A 25,834-nucleotide genomic window follows, 5' to 3' on the forward strand; every position below is an offset into this window, starting at 1 on the left:
CGTCACGTTAAGGCCTCAGCCGTGCCGCCCGCCCCTGCAGATAGCGCTGCTCGGGCAGGCTCAGGGTCTTCCCGGCCGCCGACTCGTAGGCGGCACGGGCCTCCTCGTGGGAACCGGCCCGCTCCAGCAGATGTCCGCGCACGGCGTCCAGCCGGTGCCCCAACTCGTCGTCGAGATCGTCGAGTTCGGCGAGCCCGGCCTCCGGTCCGTGCACCATCGCGACCGCGACCGCCCGGTTCAACCGCTCCACGGGCCCGGGAACGAGCCGTACGAGAACGTCGTAGAGGCCGAGGATCTCCCGCCAGTCGGTCTCCTCCGCGGAAGGCGCCTCGTCGTGTACGGCGGCGATGGCCGCGCGGATCTGGTAGGGCCCCGCGTGGCGGCGGGCCAGCGCCCGGGTGACCAGGGTGACGCCCTCCTCGATCGCGGCCTTGTCCCAGCGGGCACGGTCCTGTTCGTCGAGGGGGACGAGGTCGCCGCTCGGGCCGGTACGGGCGTCGCGGCGGGCGTCGGTGAGCAGCATCAGGGCGAGCAGGCCCGCGATCTCGCAGTCGTCGGGGAGGAGACGGTGGACCATGCGGGTCAGGCGGATCGCCTCGCCGGCGAGGTCGCGCCGCTGGAGGGCGGGTCCCGAGGTCGCCGTATGCCCCTCGTTGAAGATCAGATAGAGGGTGTGCAGGACGGCGGGCAGCCGCTCCTCCCAGTGCTCGGGCCGTCCGAAGGCGACGCCCCGGACCTTCTGCTTGGCCCGGCTGATGCGCTGCGCCATGGTCGCCTCGGGGACGAGGTACGCCCGGGCGATCTCCGCCGTGGTCAGACCGCCGACCGCGCGCAGGGTGAGCGCGATCTGCGCGGCCGGGGGCAGCTGCGGATGGCAGCACAGGAACAGCAGGGACAGGGTGTCGTCCTCGCGCGGTGCCCGGTCGGCGACGGCCGTCTCCCGCACGCTCAGCGCCGCCGCCCGCTCCTCCCGCGCCCGCCGCGCCTCCTCCGCGCGCAGCGCGTCGGTCAGCCGCCGCGCGGCCACCCTGATGAGCCACCCGCGCGGATTGTCGGGCACCCCCGCCGACGGCCACTGTCCGGCCGCGGCCAGCAACGCCTCCTGTACGGCGTCCTCGGCGGCGTCGAAATGGCCGTACCGCCTGACCAGCGCGCCGAGGACCTGCGGCGCGTGCAGGCGCAGCAGGTCCTCGGTCTCGGTGGCTTCTCGCACGGTCCTCAGATGTCCCCGGCGCCGTCCAGGATGGGCCGGATCACCACCGGGTACTCGGGGGCGCCGGCGGGCTGGGGGCACTGGGTGATGCGTTCGGCGATCTCCGTGACGCGCTCCAGGCTCTCGCACTCCAGCACCCAGTAGCCGCACAGCAGCTCCTTGGTCTCGCTGTACGGCCCGTCGGTGATCACGGCCTTGCCGTCCGCGTCACGGCTGACGTGCCGGACCTTCGCGGGCTCGGCGAGGCCCTGGCCGTCGAGCATCTCGCCGGTCTCGGCCAGGTCGTCGTTGATGGCGTTCATGAAGGCGTACATCGCCTGGATATCCTGCTCGCTCCAGGCGGGGGAGTTCTCCGAGCCCTTGCCGCGCATGGCCTCGTAGTCGGCCTGCGATCCCTGCACCATGACCAGGTACTTCATGATTCCGCTCCTTCGCCTTCGGTCTGCTCGGCCGCCCGGTGCGGGCGGCTCTCACGGGGGACGTCGGAGCCGGGGACGGATTCTCGACAGGGTTCAGGAATTTTTTCCGGCGGGCGCGCCGCCGTGGTCCTCGTCGGACTCGGCTTCCGCGTCGGCGTACGCCTCGCACTTCGGGTTGTGGCACGGGCCGCCCACCCACACGGGGACCCACGCACCCAGCGTCTTGTGACGCCGTACAACTGTCTGGACCGGCTGTCCGCAGGCGGGACAGACGTGTTCGTCGCTGCCCATGTCCTCAGGGTAGGGCGAAGGAGCCGTCCGCGCTTCCCTCAGCTCTTTTTGCCGTACGTCAGCTCTTCCTGCTGTACGTCCGCACCACGACGCCGTTGTCGAACGTGCGGGTGGTGCCGAGGGTGAACTCGGTGACGGCGAAGCCGGAGCCGAACATCGGCATGCCCGCGCCGAGCACGATCGGGTACGTCTTGATGACCAGCTCGTCGATCTCGTCGAGCAGCTCGCCCGCGACCTTCGAGCCGCCGCACAGGTAGATGCCGAACTCGCCGTCCTCCGCCTTCAGTTCGCGCACCTTGCCGACCAGGTCGTCGCCGATGATCTCGACGTGCGGGTCGGGCGACTCGGCGAGCGTGCGTGAGGCGACGTACTCGCGCAGATGGGCGAACGGGCTGGTGATGCCCTCCTTGAGGGCCACGTCGTAGCTGCCGCGACCCTGGATGATCGTGTCGTACTCCTTGATCGCGACGCCGTCGGTTCCGATGAGCCGTCGCACATGACTCGGGTTGACGTCGGGGTGCTCCCTGGCGAGGTACTCGGCGAACTCCCCCACGACGAAGGGGTACATGAACGACGCGTCGCCGTTCTCGTCCCCGATGAAGCCGTCGATCGAACAGGCGATGAAGTACGTGAGCTTTCGCAAGCCGGTCTCTTTTCGTAGGTTGAGCCCTGCACCGTGAACCACGTCAGTTGTAGTGCTTCACTTGTAGTGGTCGCAAGGGTATTTTCAGGACCGGACGCAACTGGGAGGGGAGATTCCGCATGGTCAGCAATCCGGAGCGCCGGGCCGCGCTCGTGGACGCGGGGGTCGAAGTGCTCGCTCGCGAGGGGGCGCGCGGGCTGACGTTCCGCGCGGTCGACGCCGAGGCGGGGGTCCCGACGGGCACGGCCTCGAACTACTTCACGGGCCGCGACGACCTGCTCCGCCAGATCGACACCCGCCTGCACCTACGGCTGGCCCCCGACCCGGACAAGCTCGCCGAGCTGCTGACCCGGCCGAAGGACCGAAGCCTGGTCGCGGCGTTCATGCACGACCTGATGGCCCGCGCGACCCACGACCGCACGGGCTACCTGGGCCTCCTGGAGATGCGCCTGGAAGCCACCCGCCGCCCGGAACTCCGCGCCTCCTACACCAAGTCGGTCCGGGCCGACCTGGAGGAGGGCATGCGGTTCCACCGGGAGGCGGGGCTGCCGGGCGGCGACGAGACGGTGACGGTGCTTTATCTGGCGATGCTGGGCTTGCTGTTGGAGCATCTGACATTGCCGGGGGTGCTGGAGGGGGTGCTACCGGGGGCACAGGTCCTGGATGACCTGGTGGAACGGATCGTAGAAACGATCGTGCCGATGACCTAGTCAGGGGCGCGGGGCTGTATCGATGTGCGGCTCCGCCGCGTGGGCGCGACCAACCCCAACGGCGCCGCACCCGCCGAACGACCTATCGCGGCTGCCTGGGTTCGCGCCACATCGGCCACATCTGAGGCCCGTCGGGCAGATCGAGCGGCCGCTCCACCAGCGCGAACCCGAGCCGCTCATACAGCCCCCGACTCCGCGCACTGCTCGCCTCCAGATACGCCGGCACCCCCTCCCGGTCGCACCGCTCGAGCACCGACCCGATCAGCGCCGTCCCCAGCCCCTCCCCCTGCCGCCCGGGAGCCACGCCGATCATCCACAGGTACTCATGGGCCCGCCCGGCCGGATGCACCTGGGCCGTGAGCGTCCCGATCTGCTCGATCCGCTCGTTGCCCGGATCAAGCGCCTCCCGCAGCTGAGCGAATTCCCCTTCGTCGCTCTCCTCGCCCCCGTCAGCCGGCACAGGCAACCACAGCGCACACGCCGCCCCGTCCTCCGTGACATCCACCCGCCCCTCCGCGAGCACGATGTCGACGAAGGCGGCCATCAGCCGGGGATGGGTCGTGCGCCGGTACTCCTCCTCCGGGAAGATCCACCCGCTGACCGGATCGTCCTGGAAGGCCGAGTCCAGCAGCCCCGCGACCAGCTCGCGATCGCCTCCGCCGGCCGTCCGTATCACCACGCCCATGCCCCACCCCTTCATCTCAACCACCGTTGCACACAAGGGTGTTGAGACTATCCGGTGAACACATGTGAACGGGCCCCGCACACCGTGGGGATGTGCGGGACCCGCCCGTACCGGAACCGCCGTACACCGTGCGGGGTCAGGAGCCGCACGGTGCGGGCCACCCCGGAGCCCTCAGGCGCTGCGCCGCGTCACGAACTCGGCGAGGGAGAGCAGTCCGCCCGCCGACTCCGGATCGGGCACCGCGCGGGCCAGCTCTCCCATCGCCCGGGCCATCCGGTCGGCCGCCTGGACCTGCGCCCAGTCCCGCCCGCCGGCCTCCTCGACGGCGAGGGCCGTACGCGCCAAGTCCTCCCCGTCGTAGGGCGCCGCGTACAGCGCGGCCAGTTCCGCGCTCGCCGCCGTGCCGGAGGTGAGCGCGGCGACCACCGGGAGGGACTTCTTGCGGGCGGCGAGGTCCGCTCCTGCCGGTTTGCCGGTGCGGCTCGGGTCGCCCCATATGCCGATCACGTCGTCGATGAGCTGGAAGGCGAGCCCGGCCTCCCGGCCGAACGCGTCCATGGCCTCGACGTCCTCGGCGCACGCTCCCGCGTACAGCGCCCCCAGCGCACAGGCGCACCCCAGCAGCGCCCCCGTCTTGGCCTCGGCCATGACGAGCACCTGGTCGAGGGTGACCTCAGCGGGGTCCAGCCCTTCCATGGCGGTGTCCTCGTGCTGGCCCTCGCACAGTTCGACGACACAGGCCGCGAGCCGGGCCGCGGCGGCCGCGGCCGCGGGGTGCGGGTCCTCGGCCAGCAACCTGAGGGCCACCGCCTGGAGGGCGTCCCCGGCGAGGATCGCGTCGGCGTCGCCGAACACGGTCCACGCGGTGGGTCGGTGCCGGCGTGTGGTGTCCCGGTCCATCACGTCGTCGTGCAACAGCGTGAAGTTGTGGACCAGTTCCACCGCCGCGGCCGCCCGTACGGCTGCCGCCCGCGCCGGGTCTCCGCCGAGGGCGGCGGCCGCGGTGAGGACGAGGGCGGGACGTATCGCCTTGCCCGCGTTGCCGGCCGCGGGAGTGCCGTCGGCGTGTTCCCACCCGAAGTGGTAGAGCGCGATCCTGCGCAGGGAACCGGGCAGCGACTCCAGGGCGGAACGCAGCTCGGGATCGACCGACGCCCGGGCCCGCTCCAGAATCACCCCGGCCTCGTGCCCGTCGAGCGGACGCGTCCCGTGCCCGTTGAGCGTGCCCGGCTCGGAGGCCGACGCCTGCTCCCCGGACCGCCTGTCAGCCTGTTCCTCGACGCGCCTGGTGGCCGGCACCTCCCGCCCCCCGGCGGTCGGTGTCCGCACCTCCGCCCTGTCCGCCACCCTCTCCTCCGCCGGCGGCTCCTGCTCCGGCTCCGTCTCCGTCGTGAACCCGGCCATGGGACCCCCCTCGGTCAGTCCGCGGACGGTGGCGCCTCCGCTGTGGGCGGGTGCGGTCCTCCGAGGTGCCTCCACCCCGGAGGTCGACCGGGGTGTCTCCACCCCGGCGTCCGACCGGGATGTACCCGCCCCGGTGGGCGGGGACACGGCTCCCAGGTGCAGAAACGTCACCTCCAGCGGCCGATCTCGACGTTCTCCAGGACTCCGAGCGCGTCCGGCACCAGCACGGCCGCCGAGTAGTAGGCCGTCACCAGGTACTTGATGATCGACTGCTCGTTGATGCCCATGAACCGCACCGACAGGCTCGGCTCGATCTCGTCCGGGATACCGGCCTGCTGGAGACCGATGACACCCTGGTCGGCCTCGCCGGTACGCATGGCGATGATCGAGGTGGTCCGCTCCGGGGTGACCGGGATCTTGTTGCACGGGTAGATCGGCACCCCGCGCCAGGTCGGGATGCGGTTGCCGCCCATGTCGATGGTCTCCGGGACCAGACCGCGCTTGTTGAGCTCACGCCCGATCGCGGAGATCGCGCGCGGGTGGGCGAGCAGCAGCTTGGTGCCCCGGCGCCGGCTGAGCAGCTCGTCGAGGTCGTCGGGGCTGGGCACGCCGTCGTGCGGCTGGAGCCGCTGGTCGTACTCGCAGTTGTTCAGCAGCCCGAACTCGCGGTTGTTGACGAGCTCGTGCTCCTGGCGCTCCTTGAGTGCCTCGACGGTCAGCCGGATCTGCTGTTCCGTCTGGTTCATCGGCTGGTTGTAGAGGTCGGCCACACGCGTGTGGATGCGCAGGACAGTCTGGGCGATGCTCAGCTCGTACTCGCGGGGCCGGGCGTCGTAGTCGACGAAGGTGTGCGGGATGTCCGGCTCGCCGTCATGGCCCGCCGCGAGGTCGATCGCCTTCTCGCCGTACTTGTTGGTGCGCTGCGAGGGGATCGCGCGCTGCTCCTGGAGGTGCTCACGCAGGGCGTCGGCGCGCTCCGCGACCTGATCGACGTCCTGCCGGGGCAGTACGAGGACCGTGCAGGCGGTGGCCGCGCGGGCGGTGTACTCCCAGATGGCGTCCGGGTCGAGAAGCGCCTGGTCGCCGAAGTAGGCGCCGTCGGCGAGGACACCGAGGACGGCGTCGTCGCCGTAGGGGCCGGTGCCGACCTTCTCGACCCTGCCGTGCGCCAGCAGGTACACCTCGTCGGCCTGACCGCCGAACGAGGCGATCACCGCCCCGGCGGCGAACTCCCGCTGCTGGCAGCGCTGGGCGAGCTCGGAGAGCACGTCGTCGTCCTCGTACGATCGGAGCGCCGGCAGTTCGCGCAGCTCGGCGGGGATCACCTCGACCCGGTCCCCGGTCTTCACGAACGTCACCCGGCCGTCGCCCACGGCGTAGCTCAGGCGTCGGTTCACCCGGTACGTGCCGCCCTGGACGTTCACCCACGGCAGCATGCGCAGCAGCCAGCGGGAGCTGATCTCCTGCATCTGGGGTGCGGACTTGGTGGTGGTGGCCAGGTTCCGCGCGGCCGCCGTGCCGAGGCTCTGCTGCGGCCGGTCCTGCTCGGTGCGGACCTCTTCGCCTACCGACATAAGGAATTGCCCTCCCGGTACATGCCCGGACGCGATCTGCGCCTGGGCATCGTGTGCACGGGCAAGCCTTCCGCACGGAACGTGGCGATGCTATTACCCGAAAGAGCGGGAATGGATCACCGCTGGGCTGGGCATATGAGCGATTCCTGTCCACTCACGCCCGGCCAAGTCCGTTTTCCTGAGCGGAATTTGACTGTCCGAATCGACTCGCACGCTGTGCGGACCAGGAGTCGGACGCGGCCGCTTTCGGTACAAGCACCGGTACGAGCCGACCGCGTCCGGCGGCCGGCGTGCAGTGCGAAGGAGGCGGCCATGGCCTCACCCATGTCCGCGGGCAGATTCCTGGCGGTCCTGCGGGCGGAGGGCGCCACCGTCGTCGAGGTCGGCGACTGGGAGCACCACAACCGCAATCACGTCGGCGCCTGGGGGCCGGTGCACGGCGTGATGATCCATCACACGGTGACCAGGGGCGGCGCGGCGACGGTGGAACTGTGCCGCAAGGGCTACACCGGTCTGCCCGGCCCCCTGTGCCACGGTGTCATCACCAAGGACGGCACCGTCCACCTGGTCGGCTACGGCCGAGCCAACCACGCCGGTCTCGGCGACGACGACGTCCTGCGGGCCGTGATCGCGGAGAAGGCGCTCCCCCTCGACAACGAGGCGAACATCGACGGCAACCGCCACCTCTACGGCTTCGAGTGCGAGAACCTCGGCGACGGCGAGGACCCCTGGCCGGCGGCTCAGCTGGCGGCGGTCGAGAAGGTCTCCGCGGCGGTGTGCCGCCACCACGGATGGACGGAACGGTCGGTCATCGGCCATCTGGAGTGGCAGCCCGGGAAGGTGGACCCACGCGGCTTCACGATGGCCTGGCTGCGCGGGCGGATCCGGGCGCGCCTGAAGTGACACCGCAGGTCACAATGGCCATGTGACCGGTCCCGACACCCTGCACCCCCGCCTCCCCTCCCCCCTCCAGGAGTTGTCGGACCCCCGCTTCGGCCGCCGCGGCCTGCGCCTTCTCCTCAAGCGCGACGACCTGATCCACCCCGAGCTGATCGGCAACAAGTGGCGCAAGCTCGCGCCGAACCTCACCGCCGCGGCCGGCCGGACCGTCCTCACCTTCGGTGGCGCCTACTCCAACCATCTGCGCGCCGTCGCGGCCGCCGGACGCCTCCTAGGCCTGCCCACGGTGGGCGTGGTCCGCGGCCAGGAACTGGCCGACCGTCCGCTCAACCCCTCACTGGCCCGGTGCGCGGCCGACGGCATGCGACTGCACTTCGTCGACAGGTCGACCTACCGCCGCAAGACCGAGCCGGACACCCTCGCGCGCGTGCTGCGCGCGGCACACGCCGAGGGCTCCTATGTCGTCCCGGAGGGCGGCAGCAACACGCTCGCCGTACGAGGGTGCCGCGCGCTCGGCGAGGAGTTGTCCGGCCGTGCCGACGTGGTCGCGATCGCCTGCGGCACCGGCGGCTCGCTCGCGGGCCTGGCGGCCGGACTGGCCCCGGACCAGCGCTGCCTGGGCGTTCCCGTTCTCAAGGGCGGCTTCCTGACCGCCGACATAGAGTCCCTGCAACACCGCGCCTTCGGTGCCCGACGAGGTGACTGGACGCTCGACGACCGCTTCCACTTCGGCGGCTACGCCCGTACCACCCCCGAACTCGACGCCTTCGCCGAGGACTTCGAGGACCGCCACGGACTGCCCGTGGAACGTCTCTATGTCGCCAAGTTGTTGTATGGATTGGTCACCCTCGCCGAAGAAGGCGCCTTCGCGCGCGGGACGACACTCGCGGCGGTGGTCACGGGCCGGCCCTTTCCCTGACCTGAACCGGCCCTTCCCTGGCCTCCGCCCGGCGTTACTCGGCCGCTTCCCGGTACGCCGCCGCCTCCTCCAGGTCCAGTCTGCGCAGCAGCGTCCGCAGCATCTCGTCGTCGATGTACCGCCCGTCCCGCAGCTTCACGAACACCGCGCGTTCGGCGCCGATCATCTCCCGGGACAGCCTGCGGTAGGTGTCGTCGACGGTCTCGCCGGTGAGCGGGTTGGCCTGGCCCAGGCGCTCCCAGACGGCGTTGCGGCGGCGTTCCAGGACACTGCGCAGACGGTCGGCGAGGGGCGGTGGGAGGGCGTTGCGCTCGTCGGAGAGGAGTTCCTCCAGGTGCCGTTCGGCGGCCCGGGAGGCCTGCGCCTGGGCGTTGGCCTCGGCGAGCGTCTCGGCCTGCTGGTCGCGGCCGGGGAGCTTCAGCATGCGGATCAGTGGGGGCAGGGTGACGCCCTGGACGACAAGGGTGCCGATGACCGTCGTGAAGGTGAGGAACAGGATCAGGTTGCGGCCGGGGAAGGGCTCGCCGCCGTCCAGGTGCTCGGGGATCGAGAAGGCGATCGCCAGCGAGACGACACCCCGCATCCCGGCCCAGGCGATGACGAACGGCCCCTTCCAGGTGAGGTCGTCCTCACGCGCGCGGATCCGCGCGGACAGCATGGGCGGCAGGAAGGTCGCCGGATAGACCCACACGAACCTCGACACGACGACCACGAGGAAGACGGCGATCGCGTACCAGGCGGCGCGGACGCCCTCGTACTCCCCGAGGCCCCGCAGCACGACGGGCAGTTGCAGCCCGATGAGCGCGAACACCGACGACTCCAGGACGAAGGCGACCATTTTCCATACGGCGTCCTCCTGGAGGCGCGTCGCGAAGTCGACCTCCCACGCGCGGTGTCCGAGGAAGAGCGCCACCACGACGACCGCGAGCACCCCGGACGCGTGGAACTGCTCGGCCGCCGCGTAGGCGACGAACGGGATCAACAGGGAGAGCGTGTTCTGCAGCAGCGGCTCCTTGAGGTGCGTACGCAGCCAGTGGATCGGCACCATCAGCACCAGACCGACCGCGACCCCGCCGACCGCCGCGAGCAGGAACTCACCGATGCCGCCCGCCCAGGTGGCGCCCTCGCCGACCGCGGCCGCGAGCGCGACCCGGTAGGCGGTGATCGCGGTCGCGTCGTTCACCAGGGACTCGCCCTGGAGGATGGTGGTGATCCGCGAGGGCAGCCCCACACGGCGTGCCACGGCCGTGGCCGCGACCGCGTCCGGCGGCGCCACCACCGCGCCCAGCACGAGCGCCCCGGTCAGCGACAGGCCCGGCACGATCTGGTACGCCGCCCAGCCCACGACGAAGGTCGCGAACAGCACGTATCCCACCGACAGCAGCGCCACGGGACGCATCTGCGCCCGCAGGTCGAGATAGGAGCTGTCGGTGGCCGCGGAGTGCAGCAGCGGCGGCAGGATGAGGGGCAGGACCACGTCCGGGTCCAGCGTGTACTCCGGGACCCCTGGGACGTACGAGATCACGAGCCCGGCCGCGACCAGCAGCAGTGGTGCCGGCACCGGGGTGCGTCGGGCCGCCGCGGCGATCGCCGCGCTCCCCGCCACCAGCAACAGCAGTGGCATCACGTCCATGGCCCTCGCCCGCCCTCGCTCATCGTCGTGCGCCCGCCCTCGATTTTGCGCGCGGCCTTTCGCGCGCCCGTCGTAACCTGGCAATCATGAAACAGTGCACGCACGCCGACGCGCTGCCGCACCCGGACCCCGAGCCTCTCAACGAGACGTGTCCGGAGTGCCTGAGGGACGGCACCCACCCGGTACAACTGCGCCTGTGTCTCACCTGCGGTCACGTCGGCTGCTGCGACTCCTCGCCCGGACAGCACGCGACGAAGCACCACAAGGACACCGACCACCCGATCATGAGGACCCACGAACCGGGTGAGAACTGGCGTTGGTGCTTCGTGGACCACGTCCTTGTGTGACCCTGGACCCCAGGGTTCCAGGACGGTTCGACCGTCTGACGTCTGGGTACGTCAACCCGGCGCGCGTTCTTCCCAATTGGAGCCGCAAACCCCTAGACACGGAGCGTGTCCACAGTTTTACTGTGAGTGACGGCAAGGGGTTGGGGTCCCGGGGGACAGGAAAGTCGAGAGCGCGGTAGCGTCACCGCTGAACCACACGTCGCGTTACTCCGGGGGGCGACCCTCGGCCCCGAAAAGCTTGTACCACCTTGGAGGTGAGGGTGTCCCAGATCGCAGGCGAGCCCGCGACCCAGGACTTCGTGGAAGTCCGGCTGCCGGCCGCGGGTGCCTACCTGTCGGTGCTGCGGACGGCCACGGCCGGCCTCGCAGCCCGTTTGGACTTCACCCTCGACGAGATCGAGGACCTGCGCATCGCGGTGGACGAGGCCTGCGCGATCCTGCTTCAGCAGGCCGTGCCCGGCTCGGTGCTCAGCTGTGTCTTCCGCCTCGTCGACGACTCGCTGGAGGTCACCGTCTCGGCCCCGACCACGGACGGTCACGCACCTTCGCGGGACACCTTCGCCTGGACCGTCCTGTCGGCCCTCGCGGGCAAGGTCTCGTCGGCCGTGGACGAGGACAAGACCGTTTCGATCAGCCTCTACAAACAGCGCGGCGCGGGACCCGGGCCGGCGTGAGGAACGGGGACGGGCCGGTGCGGGACGAAGAGCGCGGCACACGGGAGCTGTCGGCCGAGGGTGGACACCGCCCTCCGCGCCCGAGCGGCGCCGACAGCCTGGGCGACGACGGCCCCGGCGGTTCCCGACGCATGGCGGACGGCATCGACGGCATCCCCGAGCAGGCCCGGCCGCACCCGGAGGAGGACACCGTCGACACGACGGTGGTCGGCCTCCTGGACGAGGGGCAGCGTGATCGGGAAGGTGCCGTGCAGGGTGCGCCTCCGGCCGGGCGGGCCGGGGTCCTCCCGGTGCCGACGGAGGCGAGGGCTCGTGGAAGGGCGACGGGCGGGACGATGAGCGAGCACGAGCGAAACGCAGAGGACGGCGCGGCGGGCGCGAACAACACGCCTGTCCAGCGACACGATCCACAGGACCGCAGCGGGGCACGCGCGCTGTTCGTCGAGCTGCGCGCGCTGAAGGACGGCAGCCCGGAGTACGCGGAGCTGCGCAACAGGCTGGTCCGGATGCACCTGCCGCTCGTCGAGCACCTCGCGCGCCGCTTCCGCAACCGCGGCGAGCCCCTGGACGACCTCACCCAGGTCGCCACCATCGGTCTGATCAAGTCGGTCGACCGCTTCGACCCGGACCGCGGTGTCGAGTTCTCGACCTACGCGACCCCTACGGTCGTCGGCGAGATCAAGCGCCACTTCCGCGACAAGGGCTGGGCGGTGCGGGTGCCCCGGCGCCTTCAGGAGCTGCGCCTCGCGCTCACCACCGCGACGGCGGAGCTCTCGCAGCGGCACGGCCGCTCCCCCACGGTCCACGAGCTGGCCGAGAAGCTGGCCATCTCGGAGGAGGAGGTCCTTGAGGGCCTGGAGTCCGCCAACGCGTACTCCACGCTGTCCCTGGACGTCCCCGACACCGACGACGAGTCCCCGGCGGTCGCGGACACGCTGGGTGCGTACGACGAGGCGCTGGAGGGCGTCGAGTACCGGGAGTCCCTCAAGCCGCTCCTGGAGGACCTGCCCCCGCGCGAGAAACGGATCCTGCTGCTGCGCTTCTTCGGCAACATGACCCAGTCCCAGATCGCCCAGGAGGTCGGCATCTCCCAGATGCACGTCTCCCGCCTGCTGGCCCGAACCCTGGCCCAGCTCCGCGAGAAACTGCTCGTGGAGGAGTAGGCCTCCGGCCCGGTTCAGGCGGCCGACGCCTCGCGCCGGTGCGTAACCAGGCAGGTGGAGAAGGTCGCCGCCGGGCCTCCCCCTGGCCTCGATCGGAGAACCGGGCCAGGGACCCGGCACCCGAAGCAGGACGAGGGCCGACAGCGACCTCGCCCGGCCCACGACTGTCACCGGGTCCGCGGCCCCTACGGCTCGATTGGCCCTGCGGCCGCCACCGCCCTGCGCCGCTACGGCCCCTGAGGGCCACCGCGACCGCCCGCACTCGGGAACCTCGGGCACTACGGCAACGCTGCACTCGGGACCGACGGCTACGTCTCGCCCCGGCACGACGGCGCCGTTCGCCCCGCGTCCCCACGGACATCCCGACCTCTCGCCACCGCCGACGCTCAAGGCCGACGGCCATAGGTCGCCCTACGGCTGCCGCTTGCCCTCTGTCCGTCCCGGACCTCTGATGCCGAGGGCCTGGGTTGCCGCCGGGTTGATCAAGAGGATCAGCGCGGTCACCGCGACGGCTGCGAGGGCGATGCCCGCCGGGATCGCCACACTGTCGGCCTGGAGCAGGTTGTAGGCGACGGGCAGGGCCATGATCTGCGTGATGACGGCCGGACCGCGGCTCCAGCTGCGCAGGCCGAACAGTCCGCGCGCGGCGAGCAGCGGCAGCAGCGCGAGGACGATCAGCGTGATGCCCCCGGTGACGGCGGACTGACGGTCGTCGGGGTCGCCGGCGAGGCCCTCCACGAGCATCCAGGCGCCGCCCGCGAGGAGCGCGAGCCCTTCCAGTCCGGCCAGGGCGGCGGCGTACGTCAGGCGCCGCGGGCGCGGGCCGACGGTCTCGGGGGTGGCGGGGGTCTGCTCGCTGCTCACCCCTGAAGAGTAGCCCTCGCCCCCCGCACCCCCGCGGTGAGGCCGACGCCCGCCCGACGCGCCACGGCGTACTCCGCGAGGCCGACGCACTCGCCCGCTCCGGGGTTGACCCGCGCCCCCGTGGCAAGCCTCACGCCCTCAGGTCTTACGTGATCCCTACCTCGGCCTGTGCCCGGTACCACCCAGTAGGTACGCTGCAACCCATGCGTGCACTTCTCGTGGTCAATCCGGCGGCAACCACCACAAGCGCACGTACGCGCGATGTCCTGATCCACGCGCTCGCGAGCGAGATGAAACTGGAAGCGGTCACCACCGAGTACCGCGGCCACGCGCGCGACCTGGGCCGGCAGGCGGCGGAGAGCAAGGACATCGACCTCGTCGTGGCCCTGGGCGGCGACGGCACGGTCAACGAGGTCGTCAACGGCCTCCTGCACGCGGGCCCGGCCCCCGAGCACCTTCCCGGTCTCGCCGTGGTCCCCGGCGGCTCCACCAACGTCTTCGCCCGCGCCCTCGGTCTGCCCAACGACGCCGTCGAGGCCACCGGCGCTCTCCTGGACGCCCTGCGCGAGGGCCGTGAGCGGACGGTCGGCCTGGGTCTGACCTCAGGCACCCCGGGCACCGAGGACGAAGCCGTGCCGGGACGCTGGTTCACCTTCAACGCCGGCCTCGGATTCGACGCCGGTGTGGTCGGCCGGGTCGAGCAGCAGCGTGAGCGCGGCAGAAAATCCACACACGCTCTCTACGTCCGCCAGGCACTGCGCCAGTTCTTCGGCGAGGCGCACCGCCGCCACGGCACGATCACTCTGGAACGTCCGGATGCGGAGCCGGTGACCGATCTGGTCCTTTCCATAGTCTCGAACACCTCTCCGTGGACCTTCCTCGGCAATCACCCGATGTACGCGTCACCTAAGGCCTCGTTCGATAAAGGCCTCGACGTGCTCGGCCTCAGCCGTATGACGACGACCGCGATCACCCGATATGGCACCCAGTTGCTCACTTCGTCCCCCGAACGCGGCCCCCGTGGCAAGCACGCCGTGTCCCTGCACGACCTGGACCAGTTCACCTTGCATTCGAAGGTGCCCCTGCCCCTCCAGATGGACGGCGACCACCTCGGACTGCGTACGAGCGTGACGTTCACAGGCGTACGCCGTGCACTGCGTGTGATTGTGTGAGCAGAAGGGGCTAAAGTCCTTTCACTCGAACGTTTAGACCAGGGTCCACCCCATGGAAGTACGGCTGTGACCTAGTCGACACCGAGGAATCAAAAAAAACTTTCCGGAAGGGGTTGTATCCGCCGCTGAGGTTTGCGAGTCTCTACGTGGCGGTCGGGACAGCCCGCAACACCAGCGTCCACTGACCACCGGAACCCCTCTTCAATCCACAGGACCACGCCGGGGAAGACTCGGCGGGCGGCCCTTCACTTGTTGAGGGATTCGTGAAAGCGTTCACATTCACAAGCAACTTGCATGTAATACCAAGGAGAGGTAGCAGCCATGGACTGGCGTCACAACGCCGTTTGCCGCGAGGAAGACCCCGAGCTCTTCTTCCCCATCGGCAACACCGGTCCTGCGCTGCTGCAGATCGAGGAAGCCAAGGCCGTCTGCCGTCGCTGCCCCGTTATGGATCAGTGTCTGCAGTGGGCGCTCGAGTCCGGCCAGGACTCCGGCGTCTGGGGTGGTCTCAGCGAGGACGAGCGTCGCGCCATGAAGCGCCGTGCCGCCCGCAACCGGGCCCGTCAGGCTTCTGCCTGACACACCCGCCCCACAAAACAGCCTGAGCTTGGCGGCGCGTACACCGCGTACGCTTCTCCCGCCCCCGAGCCGCAGCGCGCAGTACCCCCGATGCGCAGCAAACGCTGGCAACGAGCATTTGAGCCCCGGACCCCTGAACGGTCCGGGGCTTTTTGCTGTACCCCGGACCGTTCAGGGGTCCTACTTGTGGGCCTGCACCGGCATGTCCAGGATCACCCGGGTGCCGCCCTCCGGCGCCGGGACCATGTCGAACGTACCGCCCAACTCGCCCTCCACCAGGGTCCGTACGATCTGCAGACCCAGATTGCCCGAGGTGTGCGGGTCGAAGCCGTCGGGCAGGCCGACACCGTCGTCCTGGACCGTGACGAGGAGACGGGCCTCCTTGGTGGAGCCGCCGCGGACCGCGGAGACCTCGACCGTGCCGGTGTCGCCCTCGCGGAAGCCATGCTCCAGCGCGTTCTGGAGGATCTCGGTCAGGACCATCGACAGCGGGGTGGCGACCTCGGCGTCCAGGATGCCGAAACGGCCGCTGCGCCGGCCGGTGACCTTGCCCGGTGAGATTTCCGCGACCATCGCCAGCACCCGGTCGGCGATCTCGTCGAACTCCACACGCTCGTCCAGGTTCTGAGACAGCGTCTCATGGACGATCGCGATCGAGCCGACCCGTCGCACCGCCTCCTCCAGGGCCTCGCGACCGCGGTCGGACTCGATGCGCCGGGCCTGGAGGCGGAGCAGGGCGGCGACCGTCTGGAGGTTGTTCTTCACCCGGTGGTGGATCTCCCGGATGGTCGCGTCCTTGGTGATCAACTCGCGCTCACGGCGGCGCAGTTCCGTCACGTCCCGGAGCAGCACCAGCGAACCGATGCGGGTGCCCTTGGGCTTGAGCGGGATCGCCCGGAACTGGATGACCCCGTCACGCGCCTCGATCTCGAACTCGCGGGGCGCCCAGCCGCTGGCGACCTTGGCGAGCGCCTCGTCCACCGGACCCCGGGTGGGGGCGAGTTCGGCGGTGGTCTGGCCCAGGGGCTGACCGACGAGGTCGGAGGCGAGGCCCATGCGGTGGTACGCGGACAGGGCGTTCGGGGAGGCGTACTGGACGATGCCGTCCGCGTCGAGCCGGATCAGACCGTCACCGACGCGCGGGGCCGCGTCCATGTCCATCTGCTGGTTGGGGAACGGGAAGGAACCGGCCGCGATCATCTGCGCCAGGTCCGACGCGCTCTGCAGATAGGTCAGTTCGAGCCGGCTCGGGGTGCGGACGGTGAGCAGGTTGGTGTTGCGCGCGATGACACCGAGGACGCGCCCCTCCCGTCGTACCGGAATCGACTCGACCCGGACCGGGACCTCCTCGCGCCACTCCGGGTCGCCCTCGCGCACGATCCGGCCCTCGTCGAGCGCCGCGTCCAGCAGGGGGCGGCGGCCCCGCGGGACGAGGTGGCCGACCATGTCGTCCTGGTAGGAGGTGGGGCCGGTGTTGGGCCGCATCTGGGCGACGGAGACATAGCGGGCGCCGTCGCGGGTGGGGACCCACAGGACGAGGTCGGCGAAGGAGAGGTCGGAGAGCAGCTGCCACTCCGAGACCAGCAGATGGAGCCACTCGAGGTCGGAGTCGTCGAGGGCGGTGTGCTGGCGGACCAGTTCGTTCATGGAGGGCACGGGTGCGAGCGTACCTGGGGGTATGTGAGTGGCCTAAAAACACCGTGCACCGAGGCGACTGGCGAGCCCCCGGAAACACCCGCGGGCCGCGGCGCCTGGGAAGGACCCTCAGCCTTCCCGGCACCGCAGCCCGGAGCAATATCGGCCGTGGGGTGTGCGGTCCCGGTCGGCCGAAGGATGAGGACCCAGGGCAGTCAGGGCAGAGAGCTCCGGTTCCTCGGTCCGCCTTCCTGTGCGGGGAAGACGGAAGTCGCGCTTCAATTGTGGACTAGACCACTAGGTGTGTCCATGCGTTGGAGCCTGTTTGTTGTTGGAGCTTTCCCGCACGGGAGCGGACTAGTCGGACGCCCTAACATCCACCACGCAGCCTAACGCGTGTGGGTTCATGTGCGGGGCCAGATCGCCATGGCAATTTCCGCGACCGCCTCCAACTCCTCGCGGCTCGCGCCGTCGCGCGCCTGTTGGGACATGCCGTGGATGATCGCGCCGGTGTGCCGGGCGAGTGCGCGGGCGTCGGTGTCCGAGGGCAGCCGGCCTGCGGCGACGTCGGCTCCGATACGGCTCTCGAAGGCGGCGATCATCGCGTTGCGCCGGTCCCGCAGGGAGGCCGCGACCTCCGGGGTCGTGCAGTTTATGGCCGCGTGGGCGATGAGACAGCCCTGCGGAAGGCCGGGGTCGGTGTAGGCATGGGCGGCCTCCCGCAGGGTCCGCTCGACGGCGGCGCGGGCGGTGGGTTCCTCGGCCAGGGCCCGGTCGGCGAAGGCGGCGTAGCGGGAGCCGTAGACGCTCACCGCCTCCTCGAAGAGCGAGCGCTTGTCGCCGAAGGCGGCATACAGACTTGGGGCGCCGATGTCCATGACACGGGTGAGGTCGGAGACGGACGTGGCCTCGTATCCGTGCTCCCAGAAGGCCAGGATCGCCTTCTCCAGCGCGGTCTCGCGGTCGAAGGAACGCGGGCGGCCGCGCGGTCTGGATGTCTGGATCGTGGGCTTGACCTGCGCTTTCGTCTCCTCGCTGCTCACCATGGAGTGAATTGTATAGCGGGTGCTAGAGAAAGGTCGGGGAGGTCCTGTACGGTCTTTTTGTAGCGACCGCTAGGAAAAGTGAAGGGGGCGTCGGGATGGGTGTGCTTGCCGGCAGGACGGCACTGGTCACGGGGGCGAGCCGGGGGATCGGACGGGCCGTCGCCGAGCGGCTGGCGCGTGACGGGGCCCGGGTCGCCGTGCACTACGGCAGCAATGAGGCGGCGGCGAAGGAGACGGTCGCCGTGATCGAGGCGGCGGGCGGCAGCGCGTTCGCGATCCGCGCGGAGCTCGGGGTGCCCGGCGACGCGGAGGCGTTGTGGGAGGCCTTCGACCGGCATGCGCACGGGGTGGACATCCTGGTGAACAACGCGGGCATGGCGATCTTCGCGACCGTGGGCGAGACGGACGAGGAGATGTACGACCGGACTCAGTCCGTCAACGCCAGGGCGCCGTTCTTCATCGTCAAGCACGGCCTGCGCCGCCTGCGCGACCACGGCCGGATCATCAACGTCACGGCCGCCACGGACGCGGCCATCGCTCCCATCGCCGCCACTCACATGGCCAAGGGCGCGGTCACGACCCTGACCCGCTCCCTCGCGGCCGAGCTGGCACCGCGCGGCATCACGGCCAACTCCGTAGGCCCCGGGTTCATCGACACGGACCTGACCAGCACGGCGCTCTCCGACCCCGCGATACGCGCGCATGCGGAGTCCGTGTCGGTCTTCCGGCGCGTCGGCACTTCGTCCGAGGTCGCGGACGTGGTGGCGTTCCTGGCGTCTCCCGACTCCCGCTGGGTCACAGGACAGCACGTCGACGCGACGGGGGGATCGCTGTTGAGCCTCCACTAGGCGGTTCTCGCGGCACAGAAATAGCGACGCTACGATAGCGGGTACATACACGTAGTAAACGAAGGGGGCGCCTATGAGTGTGGAATTACGGCACTTACGCGTATTCATCGCGGTGTGCGAGGCCCGGAGCTTCACCCACGCCGCCACGCGCATGGTGGTCAGCCAGCCGGTGGTGTCACGGACCGTGAAGCAGCTGGAAGAGGCGGTCGGAGCCGAGCTGATCGACCGGAGCACCGGTGAGGCGCGGCCGACGGAGGCGGGAGCCGTACTGCTGGACCACGCCCGTGCGGCGGTCGCCAAGTTCGACCACACGCTGTCCAGTGCGCGCTCGCTCAGCAGGCCGCTCCTGCTCGGCTACACCTGGTCGATGCTGGACAGCCGGATTCTGAGCACGGTGGAGACCTGGGAGAGCGCTCACCCCCTCCATCCCATCGTCACGCGCCGTTGCGACGACCGGCTCGCCGGGCTGGGCGACGGGAGCACCGACGTCGCGCTCGTCCGGGAGCGGCCGACGGGCCTCCCCGGCCTCCCGGATGACGCGTACCGGAGCCTCACGCTGCTGAGCGAGGACCGTTACGTGGCCCTGCCCAGGGATCACCCGCTCAGCGAACGGCCCGTCCTGCGCCTCGATGACCTGGCGACGGAAGTGTTCGTGGACAACACCACGTCAGGCACCGTGCCCTCCGGTCTGTGGCCACCCGGTGGCGGACCACAGCAGCGGCTGCCGGTGGAGACGTTCGAGGACTGGACCTTCGCCATCGCCGCCGGACGCGGGATCGGTCTCACCCCGGCGTCCACAGCCGCGCTCCGCCCCCATCCGTCACTGGCGTTCGTCGCGCTGGCGGACGTCCCGGCCGTCGACCTCCACCTTGCCTGGCGGGCCGGCTCCGATCACCCGGCACTCGCTGCCTTCACCAGCCACATGAAGCGGGCGTTCGCCCCGTCCACCCCATCTCCCTGATTCGCCGTGATTCGTCTCGTACCTCCCTTTCACGCCCCTCACGCCGCTGCATCCGCCCGTACGACGACGAACACCCCGACCAGGACAACGAGTACACCCAGGTACGTCTGAAGCGGTGGCGTCTGCCCGAGCCACAGGCCCGCCAACAAGGCCGCACCCGGCACTTCGAGCAGTGAGACGGCGGCAACGGTGGCTCCGCTCACCACTCCGAGTGACCGGTTCAGCAGCGAGTGCCCGAGCAGTTGGCCCGCGATGGTCAGCGCGCCCAGCGTCATCCACGTTCCGGCCGAGTACCCGACCAGGTCGCTGCCCGTGAACAGACACACCGCCAGAAGTGCCACGGACGCCGAGGCGTAGCAGATCACCGTGTACGTCTCGGTGTCGAGCCGCTGCCGGACGTGCTCACCGACGGACAGGTATGCCGCCAGGCACACGCCACTCGCCAGTGCGAGCGCGTCCCCGGTCAGGGCCCGGGCGGACACTCCCACGTCGACGCTGCTCACGACGAGCACACCGGCAAAGGCGACGAGCATGCCCACCCACCCCGCCTTCGGCACCGCATGGCCGCGGGCCCGGGCGATGAGCCCGGCCCACAGCGGCGTCGTGCACATCAGGGCCGTGGAGGTGGCGACGGACGTCATGGTCAGGCTGGGGATCCACAAACCGAAGTGGGCCGCAAGGAACACTCCGGCGAACACGCAGTGCAGCACGTCCGACCGCCCGAGCCGCCGGCGTGCTCGGCCGGCACCCCGTCTGCCGAGCACGATCACGCTGGCCGCCGCGTTGCGCCAGAATGCGATGGCCAGCGGGGGCGCCGCGGCTGCCGCGGCGAGGGGTGCGGCCAGCGAGATGCCGACGACCGCGACGGCGAGGAGCGCCCACTCCGCGGGAGGCAGCGAACCGCCCGTGGAGCGAGCGGGCATGCGCGCCACGCCGCCCGGTGTCCTGGCCTCTTCTGCCGGGTTGCCGGTCATGCCCTTCCCGAATTCCCTGATCGACCGGACTCGTTCACCAGGACGTGAACGAGAATCGCTGGTGCATCGCCCGGTCCGTGACGTAGAAGTCCTTGGCTTCTTCCGCCTTGGCCACCAGAGCCGGATCGTCAGTGCGTTCCGCGATCTCGATGAGCCAGTCGTAGCATGCGACGCTCGGCGTCTCCTTGGTGAAGTGGAGCTTCGCCAGCGCGAAGGCGAGGTCACGGAACGTGTGGCGGTTGCAGGCTGTCGAAAGCCGACGCACATCGAGCGTGAAATCCGACGGCAGCGGAGTCCGCTTGACGAGCAGCGGCTCGATGCCCGGCGTGTACGCACTCCGGTCGGCGAATATGTCGGCCGGGGTGAACGGCCCGTCGAAGGAGAAGTCGAGGCAGAGCGATATGCGGCTGTCGTCGGAGAAGTTCGCCGCGCAGTGGACACCGGCTGCGTCCAGGAACCAGATCTCTCCCTTCCGCATCCTGAAGACCTGTTCCTCGTCCGAGTTGTAGGTGTTTTCGTTGTCCTCAAGCACCACAAGGACCCGGAAGTTCCGCTGCTGCCGCTCTCCGTCCGTCTCGTCGAGTTCGAGGAAGTCCTTGTGCGGCATCATCGAAGCGTCGACGATGTCCCTGCCGCGGACCATACCCAGCCGATCCACGGCGAATGTGCTCGCGATGACCTCGTTCAGGTACGGGAGATGCGTCGCATGTTCCGTCGGCCTGGCCGGGGACTCCGTTTCCCGGAACAGCGTGTCACTGCCGTCACCCGTGTCGTTCCACAGCGGTACGTTCTTCCAGAATCCGCTGGTGAATTCGTCGTACACCTCCTCACCCTTCGGAAGGTTTCGGATGGCGGCAACCTCGGGGGCCAGCCTGTTGTCGTCGAGGTTGAGCTTCCCAAGAATGCGCGAGGTCATTTATTTCCCTTTGACTCGATCGATGATATTTGACTCGGTGTGCGAGCCGGAGTCGTTCGCCGTCGAACGCTCCACCAAGAACACCGAAATGACGACAGCGGCCATTCCGAACCATTGGTGGGGACGCAGGCCGGTGCCGAACACAACGAGGTCGAGCACCGCCGTGACCGGCGGAACCAGATAGAACAGGCTCGCGACTCGCGTCGCGTTCCCCGTGCGGGCCATGGCATAGAGAAGTGCCGTCGCGCCGGTCGACACGACGACGGCCATCCAGGCCTCGGCCACCCAGAACCCCGGGCCCGGATCGACGACGGCCTGTTTCAGGGCCAGCGCGAGGAGGACGAAGACGCAGCTCGCCGCCGTGTGCTGGATGGCGATGCTCCGCCACAGCCCGATGCCGGTGAGCTGCCGCTGCGCGATGGTGCCGAGCGTCAGGCAGACCATCGCGGCCAGCGCCGCGCCGACTCCGTCCAGGGCCGTCAGCACGTCCCTGGGATCCGCCCGGTCGAAGACGACGAGCACGATGCCCACGAGTCCGATGACGAGCCCCGCCCAGGGCGCGTGCCGTCGCCCGGCGATCGAGGCCGTGAGCAGAGGCTGCATGCCGAGGACCGCCGCCAGCATCCCGGCGGAGACGCCGAGGTCGAGGGCGAGAAAGAACATTCCCTGGTAGCCCACCTGCGTGACGAGACCCACGACGACGACGCGACCACGGGTGCCGCGGCCGACCGGCCTGGTGTCCCTCGTCCATCGGGTGACCGCCCAGGCGATGAGCGCGGCGAGCACGGCCCGGACCGCCAGGAAGGGGACGGGCGACGCGTACCGCAGGCCGAGTTCGGCGAATATCGCGCCGCTCGCCCACATGAGCACGAAGACCCACGGAGCGAACGCCGCCGGCGAGTTCATCCGCGTCCGGTCCGGGATCGCCGCCCGCATGTGCTCTCCTCCCCGCTCTCCCGCACAGAATCAGGCGGCTGAGGCGATGGAGAGACGCTCGTCCATCACGCGCTTCTCGACCATGTAGCGGCGCAGCTTCTCCGCCTTGCGGGTGAGGGTGGCGTCGCCGCTTTCCTTGCACACCTCGACCAGCCAGTCGTAGGTGGCCGTGATCGGGACGTCCGTCCGGAAGTGGACTTTGGAGAGCAGGAACAGGACGTCCTTGAAGTTGTCGTGGTCGATGACCGCGGCAAGCGCCCTGAGCCGTTCCGAGAATTCCTCCTCCTGCGGGGGCTGCCGAAACGGCTTTTCCGGCGTGATGTCAGGGCGGTAGACCTTCTGGTTGGCGAATACCTGCCAGTCCTCGAACGGCCCGTCGAAGACGAAGTCGACACAGATCGACTGGCGGCTGTTCGTCGAGAAGTTGACGGCGGCGTGGACCGAGGCTGCGTCCAGGAACCAGACTTCACCCGGCCGCATCCGGAAGACCCCGGTCTCGTCCGAGTGCAGGGCGGCCGGATTGTCCTCCAGGACCATGAAGAGGCGGAAGTACCGCTCCTTGCTCTTCTCCAGCTCCACGAAGTCCCGGTGCGGTATCACCATGGCGTCGACGAGATTGCGCGCCCGGACCATCGTCACCCTGCTCATGTCGAAGTGCTTGCGCACCACGCTTTCCAGATAGGGCAGCTTCCTGCCGTAGTCCGTTTCCCGCGCCTGACTGTTGATGTCCCGGTACGTGGTGTCGGACGCCTCGCCGGAAGCATTCCAGAGAGAGCAGTTCTTCCAGTAGCCGGAACTGAATTCGTCGTACGCTTCCTCTATGCGCGGGAAAGAAGCGAGGGTAGCCAGGTCGTCGGCGAGCAGTATCTGATCCAACTCGATTTTTCCGAGGATACGTGAAGGCATGAATCGTCCTCTACGTCGGCCTACTTTTCTTGCGTCTGGACTCATGGGACCGACAAGAAATCTAGGCACCGACCAGGTACGAACGGAAATGCACGCCGCACATCCCGCATACGACTGGCGCATGCTCCCAAATGAGCTCACCGAGCAGCGACAGCGACGTGACGCACATCACATCCATGCACCGGCTGGAAGGCTCAGTGCGTCTCCGTCACCTTCGCCAGGGCGCGTGGTGCGTCCGGGTCCTGGCCGCGGGCGATGGTGACCTCGTAGGCCAGGAGCTGGAGGGGGATGATCTCGAGGACGGGCTGGACCTCCTCGGCCACGTTCTCGGTGGGCAGGACGAAGCCGGCCGAGGCCCGGTCGACCTGGGGCGCGGGGCCGATGACGACCAGGTCGGCGCCCCGGCCGCGCAGCCGGTCCAGGACGGGCTGGAGGGCCTCGCCGCCCTTGCCGTCGGTGACGACCGCGATGACCGGGGAGACGTTGTCGACCATGGCGAGGGGGCCGTGCAGAAGGTCGGCGCCCGAGTAGGCGAGGGCGGGGATGTAACTGGTCTCCATCAGCTTGAGGGCGGCCTCCTTGGCGGTGGGATAGCCGTAGCCGCGAGAGGTGATCACCATGCGCTCGGCGAAGCGGTAGCGGGCGGCGAGGGTGCGGACCTCGTCCTGCCGGGCGAGCAGTCCGGCGGCGAGGTCGGGCAGCACCTGTGCGGGGGCTCCGTCACCGCCGCGCAGGCCTTCGACGAAGAGGTAGAGGGCGAGGAGGGAGGCCGTGTAGGTCTTGGTCGCGGGGAGGGCCCTCTCGGGTCCGGCCATGATGTCGATGTGGTACTCGGAGACGCCGGCCAGCGGGGAGTCGGGGTTGTTGGTCACCGCGAGGGTGATCGCGCCGGACTCGCGGGCGGCCCGGGTCGAGGCGACCAGGTCCGGGGAGCCGCCGGACTGGCTGACGGTGACGACCAGGACGTCGGTGAGGTCGGGGCGGGCACCGTAGGCGGTGGTCGTCGACATGGAGGTCAGGCCGCAGGGCAGGCCCAGGCGGACTTCAAGGAGGTACTTGGCGTACAGGGCCGCGTTGTCGGAGGTGCCGCGGGCGGTCAGCAGCACGAAGCGTGGCGAGCGGGCGGCGATCTCCTGGGCGACCTTGCGGATGGCCGGGGCGCCCTCCTCCAGGATGCGGCGCAGGACCGCGGGCTGCTCGGCCATCTCGCGGGCCATGATCCGGCCGGGGAGTTCGCTGCGGGGGTCGGGCGTCTTGGCGGTGGTCATGGCCCCCATTTCACTCCCCCGCGCGGAATGGCGCCTGTCCTCGATATGGCGCGGTGACGGCGTTGGGGGACCTGGGCCGCGGGACCCGATTCTGTTAGATTGGTCTAAACCACATGGGCTGTGCCGGGTCCGGTCGAGCCCCGCTTGGTTCGTTTCCCCAGATCGTTTCCCCAGATCGGCAGGCCCAGCGTGGAAGTTGTCATCGTTCCGGACGCCAAGGCGGGTGGCGAGCTCATCGCCGAGGCCATGGCCCAGCTGCTCCGGCGCAAGCCCGGCGCCCTGCTCGGGGTGGCGACCGGCTCGACCCCGCTGCCCGTCTACGAGGCCCTGGCGGCGAAGGTGCGGTCCGGCGCCGTGGACGCCTCGCGGGCGCGGATAGCCCAGCTCGACGAGTACGTGGGGCTGCCGGCCGAGCATCCGGAGTCGTACCGCTCGGTGCTGCGACGCGAGGTGCTGGAGCCGCTGGGGGTACCGATGGCCTCCTTCATGGGGCCGGACGGGACGGCCGAGGACATCCCCGGCGCGTGCGCGGCGTACGACTCGGCGCTGGCCGATGCCGGGGGCGTGGACCTGCAGCTGCTCGGGATCGGGACGGACGGGCACATCGGGTTCAACGAGCCGTGTTCCTCGCTGGCCTCGCGGACCCGGATCAAGACGCTGACCGAGCAGACCCGGGTGGACAACGCCCGGTTCTTCGACGGGGACATCGAGCAGGTGCCCCACCATGTGATCACTCAGGGGATCGGGACGATTCTCGAGGCCCGGCATCTGGTGCTGCTCGCCACGGGTGAGGGGAAGGCGGATGCGGTGGCGGCGACGGTGGAGGGGCCGGTTGCTGCGGTGTGTCCCGCGTCGGCGTTGCAGTTGCATCCGCATGCGACGGTGGTCGTGGACGAGGGGGCTGCTTCCAAGTTGAAGCTGGCGGACTACTTTCGGCACACGTTTGTCAACAAGCCTGACTGGCAGGGGATCTAGGGTCTCGTCTGCCGGGTTCTGTTGGATGCCGGGTGCAGGTCGTCTGTGGCTGGTCGCGCAGTTCCCCGCGCCCCTGACGACACGAAAGGCGCCGCTCCCCTTGCAAGGGGAGCGGCGCCGGTTGGTGTGGTCGCCCCGAAACCCCCGGGTGACCCCCGGCGGCCCCCCTACGCCTCACC

At 69.8% G+C, this 25,834-nt stretch carries 27 protein-coding genes; 11 read left to right on the forward strand and 16 right to left on the reverse strand.

Annotation, left to right across the window (positions count from 1 at the left end; all coding sequences use genetic code 11):
* Positions 1–7 precede the first annotated feature (7 nt).
* From AB0D34_RS19120 to AB0D34_RS19135, 4 genes are all read right to left on the reverse strand, one after another.
* Positions 8–1,213 (reverse strand): sigma-70 family RNA polymerase sigma factor, encoded by a 1,206-nt coding sequence (locus AB0D34_RS19120; protein WP_362662927.1) that lies wholly within the window; start codon positions 1,211–1,213, stop codon positions 8–10.
* Between the two features lie 5 nt (positions 1,214–1,218).
* Entirely contained in the window at positions 1,219–1,632 is a 414-nt protein-coding gene (locus AB0D34_RS19125; protein WP_362662929.1) for a YciI family protein, read from the reverse strand.
* Between the two features lie 93 nt (positions 1,633–1,725).
* Complete coding sequence (locus AB0D34_RS19130; protein ID WP_362662931.1) at positions 1,726–1,923, reverse strand: hypothetical protein; 198 nt, start codon at positions 1,921–1,923, stop codon at positions 1,726–1,728.
* A gap of 58 nt (positions 1,924–1,981) precedes the next feature.
* A complete protein-coding gene (locus AB0D34_RS19135; RefSeq protein WP_362662933.1) occupies positions 1,982–2,566 on the reverse strand; it encodes a dihydrofolate reductase family protein in 585 nt (194 codons plus the stop codon).
* A 119-nt stretch (positions 2,567–2,685) separates the two neighbouring features.
* Here AB0D34_RS19135 and AB0D34_RS19140 point away from each other — a divergent pair, with 119 nt between their 5' ends.
* Complete coding sequence (locus tag AB0D34_RS19140) at positions 2,686–3,276, forward strand: TetR family transcriptional regulator (RefSeq protein WP_362662935.1); 591 nt, start codon at positions 2,686–2,688, stop codon at positions 3,274–3,276.
* Positions 3,277–3,358: 82 nt separating this feature from the next.
* Here AB0D34_RS19140 and AB0D34_RS19145 read toward each other — a convergent pair whose 3' ends face one another.
* The 3 genes from AB0D34_RS19145 to AB0D34_RS19155 all read right to left on the reverse strand — a co-directional run bounded on the left by AB0D34_RS19145 (position 3,359) and on the right by AB0D34_RS19155 (position 6,939).
* Positions 3,359–3,961 carry a GNAT family N-acetyltransferase gene (locus AB0D34_RS19145; RefSeq protein ID WP_362662937.1) on the reverse strand — a complete coding sequence of 201 codons (603 nt, stop codon included), beginning with the start codon at positions 3,959–3,961 and terminating at the stop codon, positions 3,359–3,361.
* Between the two features lie 171 nt (positions 3,962–4,132).
* Positions 4,133–5,365: a family 2 encapsulin nanocompartment cargo protein polyprenyl transferase gene (locus AB0D34_RS19150; protein ID WP_362662939.1), complete on the reverse strand. Its 1,233-nt coding sequence runs from the start codon at positions 5,363–5,365 to the stop codon at positions 4,133–4,135.
* A 167-nt stretch (positions 5,366–5,532) separates the two neighbouring features.
* On the reverse strand, positions 5,533–6,939 hold the full coding sequence (locus AB0D34_RS19155; protein WP_362662941.1) for a family 2B encapsulin nanocompartment shell protein: 1,407 nt from the start codon (positions 6,937–6,939) through the stop codon (positions 5,533–5,535).
* A 312-nt stretch (positions 6,940–7,251) separates the two neighbouring features.
* Here AB0D34_RS19155 and AB0D34_RS19160 point away from each other — a divergent pair, with 312 nt between their 5' ends.
* Complete coding sequence (locus AB0D34_RS19160) at positions 7,252–7,842, forward strand: N-acetylmuramoyl-L-alanine amidase (RefSeq protein ID WP_362662943.1); 591 nt, start codon at positions 7,252–7,254, stop codon at positions 7,840–7,842.
* Positions 7,843–7,864: 22 nt separating this feature from the next.
* On the forward strand, positions 7,865–8,758 hold the full coding sequence (locus AB0D34_RS19165) for a pyridoxal-phosphate dependent enzyme (protein ID WP_362662944.1): 894 nt from the start codon (positions 7,865–7,867) through the stop codon (positions 8,756–8,758).
* A 34-nt stretch (positions 8,759–8,792) separates the two neighbouring features.
* Here AB0D34_RS19165 and AB0D34_RS19170 read toward each other — a convergent pair whose 3' ends face one another.
* Positions 8,793–10,391 (reverse strand): Na+/H+ antiporter, encoded by a 1,599-nt coding sequence (locus AB0D34_RS19170; RefSeq protein WP_362662946.1) that lies wholly within the window; start codon positions 10,389–10,391, stop codon positions 8,793–8,795.
* An 86-nt stretch (positions 10,392–10,477) separates the two neighbouring features.
* Between AB0D34_RS19170 and AB0D34_RS19175 the strand changes: the two genes are divergently transcribed.
* The 3 genes from AB0D34_RS19175 to AB0D34_RS19185 all read left to right on the forward strand — a co-directional run bounded on the left by AB0D34_RS19175 (position 10,478) and on the right by AB0D34_RS19185 (position 12,575).
* Positions 10,478–10,738 carry a UBP-type zinc finger domain-containing protein gene (locus tag AB0D34_RS19175; RefSeq protein WP_362662947.1) on the forward strand — a complete coding sequence of 87 codons (261 nt, stop codon included), beginning with the start codon at positions 10,478–10,480 and terminating at the stop codon, positions 10,736–10,738.
* A gap of 260 nt (positions 10,739–10,998) precedes the next feature.
* The gene (locus tag AB0D34_RS19180) at positions 10,999–11,412 is read left to right on the forward strand and encodes an anti-sigma regulatory factor (RefSeq protein WP_004925829.1); all 414 of its coding nucleotides are present in this window, start codon (positions 10,999–11,001) and stop codon (positions 11,410–11,412) included.
* Positions 11,413–11,429: 17 nt separating this feature from the next.
* Positions 11,430–12,575: an RNA polymerase sigma factor SigF gene (locus tag AB0D34_RS19185; protein ID WP_362662949.1), complete on the forward strand. Its 1,146-nt coding sequence runs from the start codon at positions 11,430–11,432 to the stop codon at positions 12,573–12,575.
* Positions 12,576–12,986: 411 nt separating this feature from the next.
* Here AB0D34_RS19185 and AB0D34_RS19190 read toward each other — a convergent pair whose 3' ends face one another.
* Positions 12,987–13,439, reverse strand: a complete 453-nt coding sequence (locus tag AB0D34_RS19190) for a hypothetical protein (RefSeq protein WP_362662950.1) — start codon at positions 13,437–13,439, stop codon at positions 12,987–12,989.
* Between the two features lie 203 nt (positions 13,440–13,642).
* On the opposite strand from AB0D34_RS19190, the gene AB0D34_RS19195 reads away from it, so the two are divergent.
* A complete protein-coding gene (locus tag AB0D34_RS19195; RefSeq protein WP_362662951.1) occupies positions 13,643–14,611 on the forward strand; it encodes a diacylglycerol kinase family protein in 969 nt (322 codons plus the stop codon).
* A gap of 321 nt (positions 14,612–14,932) precedes the next feature.
* Positions 14,933–15,190: a WhiB family transcriptional regulator gene (locus AB0D34_RS19200; protein WP_006142322.1), complete on the forward strand. Its 258-nt coding sequence runs from the start codon at positions 14,933–14,935 to the stop codon at positions 15,188–15,190.
* 180 nt (positions 15,191–15,370) lie between these two features.
* Here AB0D34_RS19200 and AB0D34_RS19205 read toward each other — a convergent pair whose 3' ends face one another.
* Together AB0D34_RS19205 and AB0D34_RS19210 are read right to left on the reverse strand one after the other, a co-directional pair.
* A complete protein-coding gene (locus tag AB0D34_RS19205; RefSeq protein ID WP_362662980.1) occupies positions 15,371–16,837 on the reverse strand; it encodes a PAS domain-containing sensor histidine kinase in 1,467 nt (488 codons plus the stop codon).
* A 392-nt stretch (positions 16,838–17,229) separates the two neighbouring features.
* Positions 17,230–17,871, reverse strand: coding sequence for a TetR/AcrR family transcriptional regulator (locus tag AB0D34_RS19210; RefSeq protein WP_362662952.1), 642 nt, complete (start codon positions 17,869–17,871; stop codon positions 17,230–17,232).
* A gap of 95 nt (positions 17,872–17,966) precedes the next feature.
* On the opposite strand from AB0D34_RS19210, the gene AB0D34_RS19215 reads away from it, so the two are divergent.
* Positions 17,967–18,719: an SDR family oxidoreductase gene (locus AB0D34_RS19215; protein ID WP_362662953.1), complete on the forward strand. Its 753-nt coding sequence runs from the start codon at positions 17,967–17,969 to the stop codon at positions 18,717–18,719.
* A 73-nt stretch (positions 18,720–18,792) separates the two neighbouring features.
* Positions 18,793–19,680 carry a LysR family transcriptional regulator gene (locus AB0D34_RS19220; protein WP_362662954.1) on the forward strand — a complete coding sequence of 296 codons (888 nt, stop codon included), beginning with the start codon at positions 18,793–18,795 and terminating at the stop codon, positions 19,678–19,680.
* 38 nt (positions 19,681–19,718) lie between these two features.
* On the opposite strand, the gene AB0D34_RS19225 is transcribed toward AB0D34_RS19220, so the two are convergent.
* The 5 genes from AB0D34_RS19225 to AB0D34_RS19245 all read right to left on the reverse strand — a co-directional run bounded on the left by AB0D34_RS19225 (position 19,719) and on the right by AB0D34_RS19245 (position 24,680).
* Positions 19,719–20,654 carry a DMT family transporter gene (locus AB0D34_RS19225; protein WP_362662955.1) on the reverse strand — a complete coding sequence of 312 codons (936 nt, stop codon included), beginning with the start codon at positions 20,652–20,654 and terminating at the stop codon, positions 19,719–19,721.
* A 34-nt stretch (positions 20,655–20,688) separates the two neighbouring features.
* Complete coding sequence (locus AB0D34_RS19230) at positions 20,689–21,570, reverse strand: aspartyl/asparaginyl beta-hydroxylase domain-containing protein (protein ID WP_362662956.1); 882 nt, start codon at positions 21,568–21,570, stop codon at positions 20,689–20,691.
* Positions 21,571–22,506 carry a DMT family transporter gene (locus tag AB0D34_RS19235; protein ID WP_362662957.1) on the reverse strand — a complete coding sequence of 312 codons (936 nt, stop codon included), beginning with the start codon at positions 22,504–22,506 and terminating at the stop codon, positions 21,571–21,573.
* 30 nt (positions 22,507–22,536) lie between these two features.
* Entirely contained in the window at positions 22,537–23,412 is an 876-nt protein-coding gene (locus tag AB0D34_RS19240) for an aspartyl/asparaginyl beta-hydroxylase domain-containing protein (protein ID WP_362662958.1), read from the reverse strand.
* A 194-nt stretch (positions 23,413–23,606) separates the two neighbouring features.
* On the reverse strand, positions 23,607–24,680 hold the full coding sequence (locus AB0D34_RS19245) for an SIS domain-containing protein (protein ID WP_362662959.1): 1,074 nt from the start codon (positions 24,678–24,680) through the stop codon (positions 23,607–23,609).
* Between the two features lie 189 nt (positions 24,681–24,869).
* Here AB0D34_RS19245 and nagB point away from each other — a divergent pair, with 189 nt between their 5' ends.
* Positions 24,870–25,655, forward strand: a complete 786-nt coding sequence (gene nagB, locus AB0D34_RS19250; RefSeq protein ID WP_362662960.1) for a glucosamine-6-phosphate deaminase — start codon at positions 24,870–24,872, stop codon at positions 25,653–25,655.
* Positions 25,656–25,834: the final 179 nt, after the last annotated feature.

It is taken from the genome of Streptomyces sp. NPDC048420, from assembly GCF_040651535.1.
Classification (GTDB): domain Bacteria; phylum Actinomycetota; class Actinomycetes; order Streptomycetales; family Streptomycetaceae; genus Streptomyces.

Coding starts and splice junctions, on each gene's coding strand:
- AB0D34_RS19125 (WP_362662929.1), bottom strand. CDS start 1,632: ATGAAGTACCTGGTCATGGTGCAGGGATCGCAGGCCGACTACGAGGCC.
- AB0D34_RS19130 (WP_362662931.1), bottom strand. CDS start 1,923: ATGGGCAGCGACGAACACGTCTGTCCCGCCTGCGGACAGCCGGTCCAG.
- AB0D34_RS19140 (WP_362662935.1), top strand. CDS start 2,686: ATGGTCAGCAATCCGGAGCGCCGGGCCGCGCTCGTGGACGCGGGGGTC.
- AB0D34_RS19145 (WP_362662937.1), bottom strand. CDS start 3,961: ATGGGCGTGGTGATACGGACGGCCGGCGGAGGCGATCGCGAGCTGGTC.
- AB0D34_RS19150 (WP_362662939.1), bottom strand. CDS start 5,365: ATGGCCGGGTTCACGACGGAGACGGAGCCGGAGCAGGAGCCGCCGGCG.
- AB0D34_RS19155 (WP_362662941.1), bottom strand. CDS start 6,939: ATGTCGGTAGGCGAAGAGGTCCGCACCGAGCAGGACCGGCCGCAGCAG.
- AB0D34_RS19160 (WP_362662943.1), top strand. CDS start 7,252: ATGGCCTCACCCATGTCCGCGGGCAGATTCCTGGCGGTCCTGCGGGCG.
- AB0D34_RS19170 (WP_362662946.1), bottom strand. CDS start 10,391: ATGGACGTGATGCCACTGCTGTTGCTGGTGGCGGGGAGCGCGGCGATC.
- AB0D34_RS19175 (WP_362662947.1), top strand. CDS start 10,478: ATGAAACAGTGCACGCACGCCGACGCGCTGCCGCACCCGGACCCCGAG.
- AB0D34_RS19195 (WP_362662951.1), top strand. CDS start 13,643: ATGCGTGCACTTCTCGTGGTCAATCCGGCGGCAACCACCACAAGCGCA.
- AB0D34_RS19200 (WP_006142322.1), top strand. CDS start 14,933: ATGGACTGGCGTCACAACGCCGTTTGCCGCGAGGAAGACCCCGAGCTC.
- AB0D34_RS19205 (WP_362662980.1), bottom strand. CDS start 16,837: ATGAACGAACTGGTCCGCCAGCACACCGCCCTCGACGACTCCGACCTC.
- AB0D34_RS19210 (WP_362662952.1), bottom strand. CDS start 17,871: ATGGTGAGCAGCGAGGAGACGAAAGCGCAGGTCAAGCCCACGATCCAG.
- AB0D34_RS19215 (WP_362662953.1), top strand. CDS start 17,967: ATGGGTGTGCTTGCCGGCAGGACGGCACTGGTCACGGGGGCGAGCCGG.
- AB0D34_RS19220 (WP_362662954.1), top strand. CDS start 18,793: ATGAGTGTGGAATTACGGCACTTACGCGTATTCATCGCGGTGTGCGAG.
- AB0D34_RS19225 (WP_362662955.1), bottom strand. CDS start 20,654: ATGACCGGCAACCCGGCAGAAGAGGCCAGGACACCGGGCGGCGTGGCG.
- AB0D34_RS19230 (WP_362662956.1), bottom strand. CDS start 21,570: ATGACCTCGCGCATTCTTGGGAAGCTCAACCTCGACGACAACAGGCTG.
- AB0D34_RS19235 (WP_362662957.1), bottom strand. CDS start 22,506: ATGCGGGCGGCGATCCCGGACCGGACGCGGATGAACTCGCCGGCGGCG.
- AB0D34_RS19240 (WP_362662958.1), bottom strand. CDS start 23,412: ATGCCTTCACGTATCCTCGGAAAAATCGAGTTGGATCAGATACTGCTC.
- AB0D34_RS19245 (WP_362662959.1), bottom strand. CDS start 24,680: ATGACCACCGCCAAGACGCCCGACCCCCGCAGCGAACTCCCCGGCCGG.